The sequence below is a fragment of the Halorubellus salinus genome (assembly GCF_020567525.1).
Lineage (GTDB): Archaea > Halobacteriota > Halobacteria > Halobacteriales > Natrialbaceae > Halorubellus > Halorubellus salinus.
This window is the reverse complement of the sequence record NZ_JAJCVI010000003.1, coordinates 416,002-432,651: the sequence shown is the minus strand read 5'-3', so window position 1 is coordinate 432,651 and position 16,650 is coordinate 416,002. Positions and strand designations below refer to the sequence as shown.

At 68.5% G+C, this 16,650-nt stretch carries 12 protein-coding genes; 6 read left to right on the top strand and 6 right to left on the bottom strand.

Features of this window, described 5'->3' with window-relative positions; translation table 11 throughout:
* Positions 1 to 126 precede the first annotated feature (126 nt).
* From LI336_RS10380 to LI336_RS10365, 4 genes are all read right to left on the bottom strand, one after another.
* Entirely contained in the window at positions 127 to 1,242 is a 1,116-nt protein-coding gene (locus LI336_RS10380; protein WP_227133057.1) for a glycosyltransferase family 2 protein, read from the bottom strand.
* Complete coding sequence (locus tag LI336_RS10375) at positions 1,239 to 2,756, bottom strand: twin-arginine translocation signal domain-containing protein (RefSeq protein ID WP_227133056.1); 1,518 nt, start codon at positions 2,754 to 2,756, stop codon at positions 1,239 to 1,241. The genes LI336_RS10380 and LI336_RS10375 overlap by 4 nt, the downstream gene beginning before the upstream one ends.
* Positions 2,757 to 2,852: 96 nt before the next feature.
* The gene (locus LI336_RS10370; protein ID WP_227133055.1) at positions 2,853 to 4,154 is read right to left on the bottom strand and encodes a sulfatase-like hydrolase/transferase; all 1,302 of its coding nucleotides are present in this window, start codon (positions 4,152 to 4,154) and stop codon (positions 2,853 to 2,855) included.
* Positions 4,155 to 4,257: 103 nt separating this feature from the next.
* Positions 4,258 to 6,609, bottom strand: a complete 2,352-nt coding sequence (locus tag LI336_RS10365) for a hypothetical protein (RefSeq protein ID WP_227133054.1) — start codon at positions 6,607 to 6,609, stop codon at positions 4,258 to 4,260.
* Positions 6,610 to 7,111: 502 nt separating this feature from the next.
* Here LI336_RS10365 and LI336_RS10360 point away from each other — a divergent pair.
* Both LI336_RS10360 and LI336_RS10355 read left to right on the top strand, forming a co-directional pair.
* Positions 7,112 to 8,401: a DegT/DnrJ/EryC1/StrS family aminotransferase gene (locus LI336_RS10360; protein ID WP_227133053.1), complete on the top strand. Its 1,290-nt coding sequence runs from the start codon at positions 7,112 to 7,114 to the stop codon at positions 8,399 to 8,401.
* A gap of 216 nt (positions 8,402 to 8,617) precedes the next feature.
* Positions 8,618 to 10,045: a carboxylate--amine ligase gene (locus LI336_RS10355; protein ID WP_227133052.1), complete on the top strand. Its 1,428-nt coding sequence runs from the start codon at positions 8,618 to 8,620 to the stop codon at positions 10,043 to 10,045.
* A 194-nt stretch (positions 10,046 to 10,239) separates the two neighbouring features.
* Here the strand turns inward: LI336_RS10355 and LI336_RS10350 are convergent, their stop codons facing one another.
* Positions 10,240 to 10,950, bottom strand: coding sequence for a hypothetical protein (locus tag LI336_RS10350; protein ID WP_227133051.1), 711 nt, complete (start codon positions 10,948 to 10,950; stop codon positions 10,240 to 10,242).
* 178 nt (positions 10,951 to 11,128) lie between these two features.
* Entirely contained in the window at positions 11,129 to 12,049 is a 921-nt protein-coding gene (locus tag LI336_RS10345) for a polysaccharide deacetylase family protein (protein ID WP_227133050.1), read from the bottom strand.
* 386 nt (positions 12,050 to 12,435) lie between these two features.
* Between LI336_RS10345 and LI336_RS10340 the strand changes: the two genes are divergently transcribed.
* From LI336_RS10340 to LI336_RS10325, 4 genes are read left to right on the top strand one after another with little or no spacing between them, the layout of a single operon-like run.
* Complete coding sequence (locus tag LI336_RS10340; protein WP_227133049.1) at positions 12,436 to 13,413, top strand: Gfo/Idh/MocA family protein; 978 nt, start codon at positions 12,436 to 12,438, stop codon at positions 13,411 to 13,413.
* A complete protein-coding gene (locus LI336_RS10335; RefSeq protein WP_227133048.1) occupies positions 13,410 to 14,795 on the top strand; it encodes a nucleotide sugar dehydrogenase in 1,386 nt (461 codons plus the stop codon). The genes LI336_RS10340 and LI336_RS10335 overlap by 4 nt, the downstream gene beginning before the upstream one ends.
* On the top strand, positions 14,792 to 16,171 hold the full coding sequence (locus tag LI336_RS10330) for a DUF354 domain-containing protein (protein ID WP_227133047.1): 1,380 nt from the start codon (positions 14,792 to 14,794) through the stop codon (positions 16,169 to 16,171). Before LI336_RS10335 ends, LI336_RS10330 begins: the two co-directional genes overlap by 4 nt.
* Positions 16,164 to 16,412, top strand: coding sequence for a hypothetical protein (locus LI336_RS10325; protein WP_227133046.1), 249 nt, complete (start codon positions 16,164 to 16,166; stop codon positions 16,410 to 16,412). Before LI336_RS10330 ends, LI336_RS10325 begins: the two co-directional genes overlap by 8 nt.
* Positions 16,413 to 16,650 lie beyond the last annotated feature (238 nt).

The window sequence follows — 16,650 nt, the reverse complement described above, 5'->3', positions numbered from 1 at the left end:
ATCAGTTCGGAGGCGGGGAGAGGCGAGTTGGTCGGGAACAGGAACTTCGGAGGGAACAGGGTCCACGGTCAGGAATGGATGTCGTAATCGGGAGCAGGAACGAGGGTTCGGGGTGCGGGACGGTCGTCAGGCGAGCTTCGAGCGTGCGTACCCGGCAGGGAGTCGCCCTTCCTGGACGACCTCGACGGCTGACAGCGGGTACGTGTCGGCGGGCGGCGCGGGGTCGAAGAGGCCGCGGGTCGCGCCGACGGTGGCGAGACTCTTCGTGAGCAGGAACTGGATGGCGCCGCGGACGCCGAGTTGCTTCGCGACGATGGCGAACGCGAACGCGGACGCGAGGACCCAGCCGACGACCGCGACCGTACTGAGTATCGAGAGCACGCCGACCGCAGTCCACGCGAGCAACGCGAACTTGTACCGTTGCCGTGCGACGAGTTTCGCGAGGACGCGGGGCTTGCGGGCGGCGTACCGGATGGCTTGCCCGACGCCGTGATAGTAGCCGGCGCGCCACCGTCGGAACGGCTCCTGGAGCGGGTCGCCGAGCGGGTGGACCGCGGAGACGTCCGGAAGTCGGACGAGCCGGTACCCGGCGGCGGTGAGGCGGTACCCGACGTCGACGTCCTCGTACGACCGCAAGTAGGGCGCGAACCCGCCGACTGCTTCGAGCGCGTCGCGCTCGAACAGCATCACGCCCCCGATCTTGTCGACCTCGCGGACCTCGGGGTGACGGGTCTCGTTCAGGCAGCCCTCCACGCCCGCGACCGCGTGCGTGTCGAGGTACTCCATCGCGGCCCGGAGCCAGTCGTCGGTTAGTTCCATGTCGCCGTCGACGTGGAGGACGCGGTCGCCGCGCCCGACCGCGTCACCGACGTAGCGACCGGCGCCACAGGACACCGTGTGTTCCTCGGGGATGCGCAGTATCGTGACCGGGTACTCGCGTGCGATGTCGACCGTGCGGTCCGTCGACGCGGAGTCGACGAGCACGACCTCGAAGGGACCGAGGCCGTCCGCGGCCCTGAAGACCGATTGGAGACACTTGCGGATGCGGTCGGCTTCGTTCTTCGCTATCACGACCACCGAGAGTTCGGGCGTCTCGCCGGGCGAGACGAGGTCTCCGGGCGCAGCGGTGGTCGTCCGTCGGTCGTCGGTCTGTGCGTCGCGGGATGCGTAGTCGGTGCTCGCTGCGGCGTCGAGGGCCGTCGCGGTCGGTGCGTGGTCGGTGGTATCTGGTCGGTGAGTCATTGTGGTGAGAGGACGCCGTTTTCGAGGATGGCCGAGTCGACGTGTCGCGTCCCCTGGGGCGTCACGATCGTCGTGTTCTGGACGAGGATGCTGGCGTCACGCGCGACGATCGGGTCGTGGTCGACCTCGATGTGGCAGTCGATGATCGCGCAGTCGTCCATGTCCTTCAGGCGGATGCCGCCGCGTCGGTCACCGAGTTGCTTGATCGTGCAGTTCTGGAACGTGGTGCCGTCGCGGTTGTACATCCGGGCGACGTAATCGTTGGTGGCGTCGCCGGTGATGGTGACGTTCTCGATGAGCGGCTTCTGGTTGTCCGGCTGGTTCGGCGCGAACGCCCGGATGGCTGGAACGTCCGCGGCGTCGACGTGGATGTGGGTGTTGCGGATGGTGCCGCCCTCGCTATCGCCGTGGAAGACGACGGCGCCGAAGCTGTTCGAGACGTTCGGGCCGAACTCGACCGAGCAGTCCTCGACGAGGATGTCCCGCCGGTTCCGGAACCGGATGCCGCGAGCGTTCTCCTGGTATCCCTCGGGGATGTCGTCGACGCGGACGGTGACGTCGCGCGCGCTCGACCCCGTGGAGCCGAGGCGGACGTTCGAGATGTTGTTGTCCGTGTACGTGCCGCCGACGACGTGCACGGGGCCGTTCCCGCCGTCGTCCTGCCCGGGGGTGGAGGCGTACAGTCCGTTGTCCGTGAACCCCGAGACCGAGCAGTTCTCGAAGGTCGCGACGCCGGCGTGGTACTGCCCGACGTACACGCCGGTGAGCTGGCGTTTCGCGTCGTTGTGCAGGTCGACGTTCCGGACGACGCCGTGGCTGTCGGGGTCGATGACGTCCAGTCGGAACGCCGCGATCTGGCCGGGGCAGCTCCCGGACAGCGAGACGTTCTGGACGGTGACGTCGCCGACGGCGTCGATCCTGAAGCCGCCGCCGGACCCGGGGCGAGAGAACTCGACGTCGATCCCGTCGAGCAGGAACGCGGCGACGTTCTGGAACCGGACGTACGGGCGGTCCTCGCACGCGCGAGCGGCTCCGACGAACGTCGGTCGTTCGTCCGTCGTGGCGGCGATGGCGAAGTTCGAGACGTCCTCGACGTGGAGCGGGTCGATGCGGTAGGTTCCCGGCGGGAAGGAGATGAGCGTCCCCGGCGCCGCGTTGTCGAGGATGACGTCGTTCACGGGTTCCTTCCCGTTCGGGTCAGCGCCGACTTCGACGGCGTGGACGACGCGCTCGTAGGCGTCGGCGTGCCGGACGGTTTCGTCGACTCCGTCGCCCGGGCCGTCCTCGTCGGGTGGGTTCTGGGCGGTGCCCGGGGGGTCGTCGTCGCGGTCGACGTCCCCACCGGCGGCCGGGTCCCGGTCCGGGTCCGCGCCGGTGCCGTTCGTCGCGAACTCGCCGACTCCGTACCCGAGGACGCCGACGGCGCCGACCGCCCCAAGGCCCTTCAGGACGTCGCGTCTGTCGATGGGTCGTCCCTTGCGCGTCCGGGAGTTCGACGAGTCGAGGTCAAACACGAACCGGCCCTCCACTGGTTCGGCGCTGGCGGTCGCGGACGAGCGGACGGCGTCGACCGGGCGCGTGGCACGCCGCGTGGTCGGACTGGCTCGATGTCATGCGTATCCCAGCTCCTCCAGACGGTTCATCGCCTCCCGTGAGACGCCGCCGTCCGCGTCGTCGACGCGCCGTCGGTCGAGCCCGTTCACGAGCCGATCGAGCCGCCGGCGCGCGGCCGACGGTGCGAGGTCGCCGATGACGCGGAACGCGCCCGGTTCGCTCTCGTACGCGTAGGCGCCGTTCTCGGTGACGAACCCGTGGAGCGGCGTCCGCCAGCGATCGTAGAGCGACTCGGGGAGGCCCTTGCGTTCGAACTGGCCGTGGTGGAACGGGAGCAGGCCGTGGGACTCCACGATGTGCGGCTTCGGCGCGAGCTCGCCCAGGAGATTGCGGCCTCGCGAGTCGACGTCGACACCCGCGAGGTCCGCTATCGTGCGGTGAACGTCGAGCAGGTCGACGACGTCGTGTCGAACGCGGTCCGGGACGTCGTCGCCCGAGACGACCAGGGGGACGTGCACGAGTTCGGGGTGGAGGCCGATGGAATGGTTCCAGAGGCCGCGTTCCCCGAGGTACTCGCCGTGGTCCGATAGCGTCACCACGTAGTCGAACGACTCGCGGAGCGTCGCGTAGATGTCGCGGTAGACCCGCGAGAGGTGCGCGACGGATTCGGCGTAGGCGGCACGGATCCGGTCCGGGTCGTCGACGTCCCCGGCGAGTGCGTCGGCGACGACGACCGTCACGGGGTCGCGTTCGCCCGGCGGCGGCCGGTACGGCGTGTGCGCGTCCATGAGGTTCACGAAGAGGAACTCGTTGTCGCCGAAGTCGGTCGCGGCGACGCGCTCGCTGACGGCGGTCGCACCACCGTCGTACGTGGGCGTCCGGAACATCCTGTATCCGTGTCGGAGCGACCGCACGGTGTCGCAGTCGCTCCGGGCGACGTCGAGGACGCCTCGCAGGTGTCGGCGGACGCCGGGGGTCGTGCGCTCGAGGTGGGCCTGCCAGTCGAACAGGCGGTCGTCGGTCCGCGAGAGGTTCGCGGCACCGTCGAACGTGTCGAACCCGCGGTCCCAGCCGTCGTACTGGACGAGCTGTGGGTTCGCGGTGAGGCACCGCGTCCTGTAACCGGCGTCCTGGAGAGCTTCCGGGAGCGTCGTCCCGGGCCAGTCCATCGTCGGGGACGCGCCGTGAACGCCGGCTTCGCTCGCGTAGCGTCCCGTCCAGAGGGACGCGTGCGCGGGAACTGTCCAGTGCGACGTCGAGTACGCGCGAGAGAACCGAGTGCCGTCGAGCCAGGGGAACGCGGAATCGAACGTGTCCGCGCGCACCGTGTCGAGAACGACGAGTGCGATGGAGGTCACGAGGATATAAACCGCCACGGAGCGCTTTGTTATGGCGAGTCTACCGGGGCGCCTTGCCTGGAAGTCCCCGGATACGGCCCGTGGTCAGCGTCGCCGTGCCGCCTCAGTTCGTTCGCGAACCGTCGTAGCCGGGGATGACGTCCGAGTACGTGACGTTCGCGTCCTCGCCGTAGTAGTTCCCGTCCCAGGAGGTGTTCACCCAGTCCGAGTTGTTCGGCATGATGATCGTCTGGCCGTACTCGTCGGTCGTGTCCGCCTCCGGGGCGTTCGAGTTGAAGAACCAGTTGTCGTTCACGACGGCCTGGCTCGGGGTGTCGCGGATGCTGACGTTGTGGTTCCGGTTCCCGTCCCACTCGCGGTAGACGGTCTCCACGACGTTGTTGTGGATGTCGTAGTCACCGCCGGCGGGCGAGTGCACGTCGATGTTGTGCATGACCTCGGTCGGCCCGAAGTGGTTGTACCGGAGCGTGTAGCTCCCGCGGGCCTCGCTCATCGCGACCGAGTGCCGGTTGTAGTTGAAGTAGTTGTACTCGATGACGGGGTCGGCGTCCTCGACGTGGACGCCGTACCCGAGCCCACTCTTGTTGTTCTCGACGATGACGTTGTGGTGGATGTGGCCACGCGAGCCGTTCTCCGGCCCGACGCCGTCGTACGTGAACCCGGACACCTTGCAGTTGTCGAGCTCGCCGTCGCCGAACATCTTCACGCCGCTCGTGTCCGACGGCCCGCCGGTGTCCGAACCGGGGTGGGCGCCGCGGAGGCGCAGCCCGGTGAACCGACCGGTTCCCTGGAGGTAGAACGTGTCGTCGGCGTCGTCGTCCGTGTAGAGGAGCGCGCCCGGCGACCCGTCGACGCCGCGGTTCGACGCGAGCGTCACGCCGCTCGGGATGTCGATGTCGCCCCAGCCGACGTCGATCTCCTCGCTGCCGGGAACGAACACGACCTCGCCGGAGCTCGCCGCCGAGAGCCCGTCCTCGAGCTCGCTCTTGGTTCGCGCGACGATGTTCGCGTCGTCGCGCGTGACCGTCCGGTCGTAGCCCGCGCCGCCACCGATCGGTTCCGTCGAGGAGGACGTCGAGCCGTCGCCGTCGTCGCTCCCGCTGTCACTCCCGCTCCCGTCGTCGGTCGGTGCTTCCTCGCCGAGGAAGTTGTACGTCGTCGTCTGCGTCCCGTTGACGTACAGCGTCAGGTCGCCGTCCATCGGACTGAAGTCGAGCGGTTCGCCGTCGAACTCGTACGTGTCCGCGTACCCGTTCATCACGCGGCCGGAGAGGTTCCACGTCCCGTCGCTGTTCTGGGTGACGGTGTCGCTCGACTCCGCGGGGTCCTCGCCGGACGTGACCTTCCGAATCTCGTTGGACGCCGTGAACGTGAAGTCGATGTCGGCGTTCTCGCCGGCCTGCACCTTCAGCGTGTACGTCGGGAGCTCCTGGCCGGTGAGTTCGGTGACGGTCGTCTCCTCGCCGTCGACGTACAGCGTGAAGTCGCCGCTCGCGGGCGTGAACTCGACGGGGTCGCCGCGGAACTCGACGGCGTCACCGTAGCCGTTCCCGGTGAGGCCAGTGACCGTCCACGTCCCGTCGTCGTTCTGCGTGACGGTGTCGTTGCCTTCCGCGGAGTTGTCGCCGTTGTCGAGCACCTTCGTGATCTCGCCGGTCGCGGTGAACGCGTACTCGACGCTCCCGTCGGTCGGTGTCGTGATCTCGAGGAGGTGTGCGGTCGTGTCCGTGGAGTCCTCCTGTTCGTCGTCCTCCTCGTCGGTGCTCTGGGCCGTGACGAGTTCGTCGACCGTGACCTCCTCGCCATTGAGGAGGAGCGTGTACGTCCCGGTCTCCGGGAGGAAGCTCGTGACGTCGCCGGTGAGGTCGAACGCGTCGCCGTAGCCGTTCCCGGTGAGGCCCGTGACGGTCCACGTCCCGTCGTCGTTCTGCGTGACGGTGTCGTTGCCCTCCGCGGAGTTCTTGCCGTTGTCCGTGACCTTCGACGGTTCGCTCGTGGTCACGAACTCGTACTCGACGCTCCCGTCGCTGGGGGTGACGATCTCGAGGAGGTCGCCGTCCGTCTTCTTCGTCGTGTTGTCGCGATAATCGATGGTTACCTGGACGGAACCGTCCACTTGGAGGCTCGAGAGCGAGCCCTTGAAGCCGTACGCGTCACTGTCGCCTTTGACGGTGCCGCTGGCGGAGGCCGCTGCGACCTCGTCGCTGTTCTCGACGCTGTCCTTGGGGGAGATGCCGTCGGTGACGCCGAAACTGTAACTCGCTTCCACGGACGAGTCGGTTCCGGTGAAGGTTATCGTGTTCTTGTAACTTGGGGTTGCTGCGCTTCCACGGAGGCTTGCAAGCGTCGTTCCCACCGTCGTGACGCCCGCGAGCTGCATGAGTCGCCGCCTGCCGAGCCGCTGGGGGTGTTCGTCGGATTCGGTGCCGTTAACCGCACCATTACGGTCCACCATACCCAGGTATCCACACCTTACCTACTAAGTCGGTTTTTACGGGTATACCACCGGAATGCAACCGGTACTGACCGGTCAGCTTGATTTGGTTACCAGATGCCAACGGAGATGGCCAATGGAGCAAGCACGCCGTGGAGCCCCAGAAACCCGGTTATACGCGGAGTAGGATGCCCTTACCGGCAGTATCTGGGGCTAGAGAAGCCGTGCCACGGCCGTCCGCGCGAATCACGAGCCGCGGCGTCTAGCGGGTTGACACGAACCGGGGGCGGCGCGGTACGCTCTACCTTCCAGCGAGCGTGCCCGCGACGAACGCGCTCGAACCCGTCGTTATCGTCGGTCCAGGCCTCGTCGCCACCCAGACGAAGCACGTCGACGTGACCAGCCACCGGTCCCCCCAGTCCTCCACACCGGCCAACGATGCTACCAGGACCACAACCCGGACGGCCCCGACCAGCAGGTACGCGACCCATTACTTAACCCCGAGAGCGGGTTCTATCCGTCGATGCGGACGGACATAGCTCACGACGAACCGTCGACGGACCACGGCGAGCGGACGGTTCGCCCTCCCCCCGCGAAGCGTGCGTTCTACGACCTCCCGGGCGCGCTGACGCGAGTGACCGCGGGCGACGTCGCCGCCGGACTCGCCGCGCACGCGCTCGGTCGGGGCCGCACCCAGTTCGTCGACGAGATCCGCGCGTTCCTCGACGCCGATAGCGCCGGGACGTACTCGTCGTATCGACGGGCACTCGGCGCCGCACTCCGCGCGCTCGCGGCGACCGACGCGAGCAGACGGACCGTCCTCCTGCCCGCGTTCTGTAGCTCCGACTTCGTGGACGCCGTCGACGGCGTCGGCCTCGACGTCCGACGGTACGACGTCGACCCTGAGACGCTCGCCGCGGACGTCCGGTCGCTCCGCGACGCCACCGACGACGACGTCCTCGCCGTCGTCGCCGTGAACGTCCTCGGGTACGTCTCGGACATGGTCGCGATGCGCACGATAGCCGACGACGCGGACTGCTACCTCCTCGAAGCGCTCGGGTACGGGCTCGGTGCGAGCTACGACGACCGACGACTCGGGACGTACGGCGACGTGAGCGTCCTGAACTTCCAGCAAGGCAAACCCATCCCCGTCGGTGGCGGGATGGCCGTCAGCCGCCACCCCGACGTGACGTTCACCGACGTCGGCCGCGACCCGACACCGCCGAACGTCGCGGCACTCGCCGGGTACGCGCTCGTCCAGGACCCGCGTCGGTACTACGCGTACTCGCGGCTCGCCGCGGAACTCGACCGGAACACCGACGGCCACCACCACGTGACGACGCATCCGGACGCGAAGAACGGCGTCGCGTACGACGCGGACGCAAGGTTCCCGACGATGTCGAACTTCCAGTGCGCCGTCGCACGGCGCGTGTTCGCTCGCAACCGCAAGGAGCGAAGCGAACGCGCACGGAACGCCGCAGCGTACGCGACCGCGTTCACCGACCTTCCGCAGGTCCGCCCCATCCGCCCGCTCCAGGGCGTCGCGGACCACCAGTGGGTTCGGTTCGGGCTCCTCGTCGACTCGCACGAACGCCGGAACGAGATCGCCTACACGCTCGACGCACACGGCTTCGAGACGTCGCGGCTCTACGACTGGCCGAAGCTCGACGCCGACGCGTTCCCGGGTGCGCGAGCACTCCAGCGACGCATCCTCCCACTCCCCACCCACCACCTCGTCGACGACGCGGACCGCGAACGCATCGTCGAACTCGTTGCCCACGTCTGCGAGGCCTACGACGACCAACTCCACTGACCGAAACGACTCCACCGACCGAATCGACTCCACCGACCGAAACGACTCCACCGACCGAATCGACTCCACCGACCGAATCGACTCCACCGACCGAATCGACTCCACCGACCGAAACGGTTCGAACTGTCGGTTCGACCGTACGGAGGGGGCGACAAGGAGACTCGGTCGGCTGGTAGGACGCTACTTACTACACGCCAGTATCGCCTTCGTGGGAGTATGCGAGACCAAGTTCAGAGCGGTGGGTCCGTCGTCGTTCCAGCGGTAAACGCGGCACACGCTGCGACCGTCCTCCGGTCGCTCGGCCGGCGCGGCGTTCACACCATCGCGATATCGGAGACCGACGACACGCCCGCGTTCTGGTCGCGGTACTGCGACGAACGCGTTCGCGTCCCCGACCCGAAGACCGACGCCGACGGCTATCGAGATGCGCTGCTCGCGCTCGCGAGACGCGACGACGTCGCGGCGATCGTGCCGATGCGTGAGACCGACCAGTTCGTGCTCTCGAAGCACCGCGACGAGTTCGCGGCAGCGGGCGTCGGGACCGTGTGGCCGACGATGACCCAGTTGCGTGCGGTCCACGACCGCTTCGAGCTGTTCGCCGCCGCGGAGCGCGCGGGCGTCCCGGTTCCGGACACCCAGCTCCTCACCGACGTCGAGGACTGGGACCGCGAACGTATCGTGAAGGGTCGATGGGCGCTGCTCGCGCACGACTACGACGAACGGTTCCCGGTGAACGGGTTCGAGTCGCCAGCGAAGACGGTCTTCCTCGAGCCCGGAGAGGAGCCGGACGTCGACGCCATCCTGGACGCGATGGGGCACGTCCCGATCGCGCAGGGGTTCGTCGACGGCGTCGAGTACTGCATGCGAGCGCTCTACCACGACGGCGAACCGGTCGCGACCAGCCAGAAGCGCCTCGTGCGGGGCTACAAGTACTCGCGCGGGCCCAGCATCTACCACGAGGCGGTCGACATCCCGGAGCTCGAACGCCTCGGGCTCGCACTGCTGGACGAACTCGACTGGGAGGGCATGGCCTCGGTCGGCTTCCTCCGTGATAGCGACGGGACGTTCAAGCTCCTCGAGGTCAACCCGCGGTTCCCGGCGAGCCTCCCGATGGACCTGCACGCCGGCGTCGATTACCCCGCGCTCTACTGGGAGCTCTCGACGACTGGCGAGACGTCGACGGACGTCGACTACCGTCCGGGGATCGCCACCCACCTGCTGCGTGGCGAACTCGTGCACCTCCACAGCGTGCTCACCGAACCGAACCCGCTCGTCGACCGACCGTCGGCGCTGCGGACCGCCGCGAGCATGGCCGCGTCGTTCGTCACGAACCCGCGCTTCGACCACCTGGACCCACGCGACCCCGGGCCGTTCCTCCGCGACGTCGTCAACGCCACCAGAGGGACGGCCCGGGCCGTCCTCGGGAAGGTCGGCCGACCGCAGAGCACGCCGCCGACGGCCGACTCGGCGACGAGCGACCGAACGTCGACCGTCGTCTCGACGGACGACCCGACGGTGACGCACTCGGCTACCGCTGACGGCGCCACCAGCGATCTGGACGACGTAGCGACGGCAGGAACGACGGAGACCCCGGAGGAACAGGTGGACCAGCCGAGCGAGGACCCGCGCGCCGCCACCGACTGAACGCGTCCCAGTCCCACGCGAGCACGTGCAGGGCGGGGCGCGGAGCGAACCGATCTCTCGTCGAGCATCCCATAGAACAGTGAACCGCTCGCTCTCGGACGTGCCGAGAGCGAGTTCGAGTGACGAAACCGACCGAACGAAGAGAGTGTTCGACGCCTGGAGAGACGTCGCCGTCAGCGACCGCGACCCTTCGATTAGCTCTTGCCTTTCCCCTTCCCTTGCTCGGCACCTTTGCCTTGCTTCCCGCCCTTCCCGCCTTTGCCTTTCTTCCCGCCCTTCCCGCCCTTGCTACCCTTCCCGCCGTTGCCGCCGTTGCTGCCGTTGCCGCGTTCCCAGCTCCCGGTGACGGTGTCGGCCGGGCACTCGTAGAGGTCGTCGTCGTTCGCGATTGCGGTCTGGATGCAGTCCGCGTCGAAGAACGACGGCGCGTCGCCGTTCGTCGCGCAGGCGTGCTCGTTGATCGCCCAGCACGACGGGGAGTCGAAGCGGTTCCCCCACGGTTCGCCCGCGAGCCGGTTGTACGTGAGGACGCCGAGGACCTTCTCGCCCTCGTCGACCGTCATCTTCAGGACGGCGAGGTCGCCGTACTGGCCGGGGACGGTGGTCGCGTGCTGGTGGGTCGCGAGGAGTTCGCGGCACTCGGTGGTGCCGTCGTCGAGGCCGACGACGACGTGCGTGAGCGGTGGCTTGGAGACGGCGACGTCGGTGCCGTCCTTCAGGTCGCTCTCGGTCGTCATCACCCACACCTCGCTGCAGCCCTTGAACTCGATTCGGCGGTCCGTCCACGCGAGCGCGCTCCCGGAGACCGCGCCGAGTGCGGTCGCGCCGACGATGGAGCCGGCGGTGAGGCCGAGCATCCGGCGTCGGTTCATCGAGAACGTCCCGTCTTCGGGTGTCTGTTGCATGATGGTCGTTTCTTCGGACGTGGAGTCGACGTATTGTTATGCGATGGCCTTCGGTCGGTGACCGGCTTTGTTCAGTTGGTGACCGACGTGCCAGGACGGTCCTACTGCGAGTGACGGGACGGGGAGATGAAGGGGAGGCGAGGAGAGAGGAGCGGCGCGTGGAGCGAGTCCGAGCGAGTCAGGCGACGGTCGCGGTCGGTTCGGTCCCGAGGACGCGGTCGGCGACGTCCCGCATCGTCTCCACGAGGAGGCCGTCCTCGTCGCGCCGGCGGGCGACGTGCGCGACGATGGCTTCGAGTCGGGCGCGCCCGGCGTCGTCGACGACGTTGTTCGGGTGCAGCCAGAGGTGGCACACCCCGTCGCCGTCGGCAGCGCGGTCGATGGCGTCGGCCGCCTGGCGGACGATGGGGTCGGTCCAGACCGTCGCGAGCACGTCCCGGGGCGTCCCTTCGAACCCGAACAGGAACAGCGACGGCGGGATGTCGACGAGTCCGTACTCGTCGACGCGCGGTTCGACGAGCGGCACCCGTCCCGGGTCGAGGACGTCGGCGACCTTGCGAGCGGCACGGGCGAGTCCGGTCCCGCCCGGAGTGCCCGCGCTCCGGTACGTCCGGAAGCCGTGCTTCGCGAGGCGGTCGCGGAACCCGACGGCATTCCGCGGGAACACGAACGATTCGAGCGCGAGCCCCTGGTCGGCGGCGACGGCGACCGCGCGAGCGAGGTCCGCGTCGACGAGGTCGCTCGTCACGTCGGGGTGGTCGAAGGGAACGTGCGCGAACGTATGCGAGCCGACGTCGTGGTCGACGTCCGCGTTCCGGACGGCGGCGACGAGGTCTGGTGCGAACCGGACGTCGTGGCGCGAGGCGAGCGCGCCGGTCTCGTGCGCGAACCAGCCGTCTGGCGCGTCGAGGTCGGCGTGTCGAGCGTCGCAGTCGTCGAGGAACAGGTGGCCGACGACCGCCCACGTGGCAGGGACGTCGTACTCGTCGAACAGGTCGACGAGCCACGTCCAGGCGTCGCGGGACGCGTCGACGCGATCCATCGGCGGGTCGTCGAAGTCCGGGAAGCCCCACGCGAGTTCCGCGTCGAGCGAGAACACGACCGAGCCCACGGCTAGCGGGCCCCTCCGGAGGGACGTCGTACGGTTGCTCGTGGATACATGGGCGAGTGGAGAGCGCGTGAAGGGTTAGTTACGGTGAGCCTTCGCAGGCGGTCGCAGTGACAGCGAGCAGAGACCGGTTCGTCGGGCGGATTCGAGCGACTGCGCGGCCGTCAGTACGTGGCTGTCGCTGGCAAGCAGAACATAACAATACGTCTACCAGCGGGAGTTCTCTCCGTGACTTATCGACGCCGAAGAACAGTTCGGAGCCCGCCACCGACCGAAGCGCAGGGAGCGTTCACGGTAACAGCGAGTTACCGGGGTCAGGTGTCACGGAGCGACGCCGAGACCGGCCAGTTCGACCGTACGGGAAGCGAGGGAGAGCGATGAGCGGTCGTCGCGAACGCATCCCCGCCGGCGTCGTCGGCGTGGGGAGCATGGGCCGCCAGCACGCTCGCGTGTACGCCGAACTCCCCGGTGTCGAACTCGTCGGCGTCTACGACGCCAACGAGGCGTGCGCCGAGGAGGTCGCGGACGACTACGAGACCGACGCCGTGCCGCTCTCCGAACTCCTCGACGCGGCGAGCGTCGTGTCGGTCGCGGTCCCGACCGAGCACCACTACGACGTGGTGAAACAGTGCCTCGAGCACGACGTGCACGTCCTCGTGGAGAAGCCGTTCGTCGAGGAGCGCGAACTCGGCGAGGAGCTCGCGACGCTCGCGCGCCAGCGCGGCCTCGTCCTCCAGGTCGGGTACATCGAGCGGTTCAATCCGGCGACCCGCGTCCTCCACGACGTCGTCCCGGACCTCGACCTCATCGCGTTCGACGTGCAGCGCCTCGGCCCGCCGATCGACCGCGACATCAAGGACAGCGTCGTCCTCGACCTGATGGTGCACGACCTCGACATCCTCCTGTCGCTCGTCGACTGCGACGTCGCGTCCGTCTCCGCGGTGGCGCACGACCCGCAGTACGTGGTCGCACAGCTCGTGTTCGAGGACGGGACGGTCGCGTCGCTCACGGCGAGCCGACGGACGCGCCAGAAGATACGCGAACTGTCGGTGACCGCAGAGTCCTGCCGGGTCAACGTCGACTTCATCCGCCAGTCGGTGAACATCCACCGCGAGTCGTTCCCCGAGTACCTGGAGACGAACGGCGACATCCGGTATCGCCACGAGAGCGTCGTCGAGCAACCGATGGTGGAGAACGGCGAGCCGCTGAAGGCGGAGCTCGAGTCGTTCGTGAACGCCGTCCGCGAGGGCAAACCCGCGGAGGTGACGCCCGAGGACGCGCTCCGCGTGCAGGCGCTCGCGGAACGCATCGAGGCGCTGGCGCTCGTGGAACGCAAGGAGGTGACCGCGCGATGACCGGCGACGGCGCAGTGCGCGCGGTCGACGCGCCGCGTCGGGCCGCGTACGACCCGTCGGCGTCCGACGCGGAACTCCGCGAGGCCTTCCTCGCGGGCGAGATACCCGTCGCCGTCTACGGCCTCGGGAAGATGGGCCTCCCGCTCGCAGCGGTGTACGCTGACGTCTGCGGGAACGTCACGGGCGTCGACGTCGACGAGTCCGTCGTCGACACCGTCTCGAGTGGCGACTGTCACGTCGAACGCGAGCCCGGGCTCGCGGAGCTCGTCGCGGACGTCGTCGACCGTGGCGCGCTCTCCGCGACCAGCGACACGGTCGCGGCAGCGCGAGCCGCGAGCGTCCACGTCCTCATGGTCCCGACGCTCCTCGACGGCCACGAACCCGACCTCTCGACGGTCGAAGCCGCACTCGAGAGCATCGGTGCGGGCCTGTCGCCCGGCGACCTCGTCGTCGTCGAGTGCACGGTGCCGCCGCGCACGACCCGGGACCTCGTCGTGCCGACGCTCGCTCGCATCAGCGGCCTGGAGGTCGGCGAGTTCGGCGCGGCCGCGTGCCCCGAGCGCACGTCGAGCGGTCGCGCGCTCGAGGACGTCCGCGGCGCGTACCCGAAGGTCGTCGGCGGCGTGGACGCGGAGAGCACCAGGGTCGCCTCGATCATCTACGGCGAGGTGACGAGCAACGACGTCATCGCGACGAGCGACGCCGCGACCGCTGAAGCGGTGAAGGTGTTCGAGGGCGTGTACCGCGACGTCAACATCGCGGTCGCGAACCAGCTCGCGCGCTACGCGGGGACGCTGGACGTGGACGTGAACGAGGCCATCGAGGTCGCGAACACGCAACCGTACTGCGACATCCACACGCCGGGCCCGGGCGTCGGCGGGCACTGCATCCCCGTCTACCCGTACTTCCTCGCCGGCGCGTTCCCCGAGGTCGACGCCGGCCTCCTGCACGCCGCCCGCGACGTGAACGACTCGATGCCCGAGCACACGGTCGCGCTCCTCGAAGCGATGCTCGACGCCCACGGCGTCGACGGCGACGCACCGACGGTCCTCCTCCTTGGGCTCGCGTACCGCGGGAACGTCGCCGAACTCAGGTTCTCGCCGGGGCCCGTCGTCGCTCGCGAACTCGCCGCGACGGGCGCGCGCGTGCTCGCCGCGGACCCGTTCGTCGACGACTGGACCGACTTCGAGGGCGTCGAGCGCGTCCCGATGGACCGCCTCGAGACCCAGAAGGTGGACGCGGTCGCGGTGCTCGCGGGCCACGACGAGTTCCGCGACCTCGACTGGACGGGGTTCGACGCCCCCGTCCTCGACGGCCGCTTCCTCCTCCCGGAGGACGTCGACGCACCAGTATACACCATCGGTGGGAGGTGGCCGCGATGACGAGCATCGACGCGGTCACCGTCGACGAGTTCGAGACGTTCGTCGACGGCGAGCGCGACGCCGAACCGAAGCGCATCCTGTTCAACGTCGGCCACCCGGCGCAGGTCCACCTGTTCCGGAACGCCATCGCGGACCTGCAAGAGATGGGTCACGAGACGCTCGTCGCCTCCCGTCACAAGGAGGTCGCCATCGACCTCCTGGACGCGTACGACATCGAGCACGTCCCGATGACGAAGCAGGCCGACTCGTTCCCCGGGCTCGTCTGGGAGATGTTCGTGAACGAGAAACGCCTGTACCAGCTCGCCCGCGAGTTCGAGCCGGACGTCATCGTCAGTCGCCTCGCGCCCCCGCCCGTGCACGTCGCAAGGCTCGTCGGCTGCAAGAACCTCATCGTCTGCGACACGCTCCGCGGGTCGATGGCGCTGCGGCGCATCCAGCACGCGATGACGCTCCGCTGGGTGGACCGCATCCTCGTCCCCGACCAGTTCCAGCTCGACGTCGACCCCGGAAAGCGCCGGCACCTGCCGTTCCAGGAGCTCGCGTACCTCCACCCGAAGCACTTCACGCCCGACCCGTCGGTCCTCGAGAAGCACGGTATCGACCCCGACGAACGGTACTTCCTCCTCCGGCTCACGGGCTGGGGCGCGTACCACGACGCGGGCCACAGCGGCCTGTCGCCCGAGGGGATGCGCGAGCTCGTCGAGTTCCTCCAGGACCACGGAACGGTGTATCTCTCCGCCGAGGAGGGCGTTCCGGAGGACCTCGAGCACCTCACGCTGTCGACGCCGCCGGAGGACGTCCACCACGTGATGTACTACGCGGACATGTACCTCGGCGACTCGTGTACGATGTCCGCGGAGGCGGCCATCCTCGGGACGCCCGCGATCCGGACGAACTCGATCGTCGGGACGACCGGCGAGATGATCTACAAGGCGCTGAAGCGGTACGGGCTCCTGCAGTCCATCCGCGACGAACGGAAGGCCATCGAGGCCGCGAAGGACCTCGTCCTGCATCCGCCTGATCGTGCGGAACTGCAGCGACGCCGCGAGTGGATGCTCGACGAACAGATGGACGTGAATCGCGTGATGGTCGACGAGATCCTCGCGATAGCGGGGACCTCGCGCGAGGCGAGCCCGCGGCCGCTCGCGGCTCGCGACGCGGACGTCGAAGCGGCGGTCGCGGCCGTCGGCGTCGGCGCTACTGACGGAAACGATAGCGTCGACGCTACTGACGGGGTCGACGCCGGCGACGGTAGCGACGACGTCGACAGCGACGCTGACGACGACGTGCGGGCGGACGGTGAACCGCACGTCGAGGCGACAGACGGTGGCACCGACGTCCGGGACCGCACCGAGACGGGGGGTGACGATGCCTGAGGAACGGGCCGAGACTATCTCGGTCGAACTCCCGACCCACGTCGTCGAAGCCGTCGAATCCCGGCTTCCGTACACGCAGTACGACTCGGTCGACGAGTACGTCGCGGTCGCCATCGAAGCGCTCCTCCGCGAGGTCACCGACCCGACCGAGCGAACGCCCGACCAGGAACCAGCGGCCGATGACGTCGACGTCGACGCCGAAGCGCTCGAAGAGCGACTGGACTCGCTCGGGTACCTCTGAGACGGCGCCCGCGACTCCCCGCCCGAATCACTCTCGTTCTCCGTTCAGTACGTTCCTCCCGTCGCTGCCGTCCTCGACTTTCAGCCAGCTCGCAGCTACGTCCTTGAACTTCCGAGAATCGCACTACGGCACGAGCGCCGTGCTGTTCGAGCGTGCGCCGTGCTGTTCGAGCGTGCGACGTGCTGTTCGAGTGACTTCCCTCGCGTCGTCCGACGAAGCCGTCGCTCTGTGGTGGTAG

What these genes read in the sequence shown, in the direction of transcription:
- LI336_RS10380 (WP_227133057.1), bottom strand. Translation starts at nt 1,242, where the DNA reads ATGACTCACCGACCAGATACCACCGACCACGCACCGACCGCGACGGCC.
- LI336_RS10365 (WP_227133054.1), bottom strand. Translation starts at nt 6,609, where the DNA reads ATGGTGGACCGTAATGGTGCGGTTAACGGCACCGAATCCGACGAACAC.
- LI336_RS10360 (WP_227133053.1), top strand. Translation starts at nt 7,112, where the DNA reads ATGCGGACGGACATAGCTCACGACGAACCGTCGACGGACCACGGCGAG.
- LI336_RS10355 (WP_227133052.1), top strand. Translation starts at nt 8,618, where the DNA reads ATGCGAGACCAAGTTCAGAGCGGTGGGTCCGTCGTCGTTCCAGCGGTA.
- LI336_RS10350 (WP_227133051.1), bottom strand. Translation starts at nt 10,950, where the DNA reads ATGCAACAGACACCCGAAGACGGGACGTTCTCGATGAACCGACGCCGG.
- LI336_RS10340 (WP_227133049.1), top strand. Translation starts at nt 12,436, where the DNA reads ATGAGCGGTCGTCGCGAACGCATCCCCGCCGGCGTCGTCGGCGTGGGG.
- LI336_RS10335 (WP_227133048.1), top strand. Translation starts at nt 13,410, where the DNA reads ATGACCGGCGACGGCGCAGTGCGCGCGGTCGACGCGCCGCGTCGGGCC.
- LI336_RS10330 (WP_227133047.1), top strand. Translation starts at nt 14,792, where the DNA reads ATGACGAGCATCGACGCGGTCACCGTCGACGAGTTCGAGACGTTCGTC.
- LI336_RS10325 (WP_227133046.1), top strand. Translation starts at nt 16,164, where the DNA reads ATGCCTGAGGAACGGGCCGAGACTATCTCGGTCGAACTCCCGACCCAC.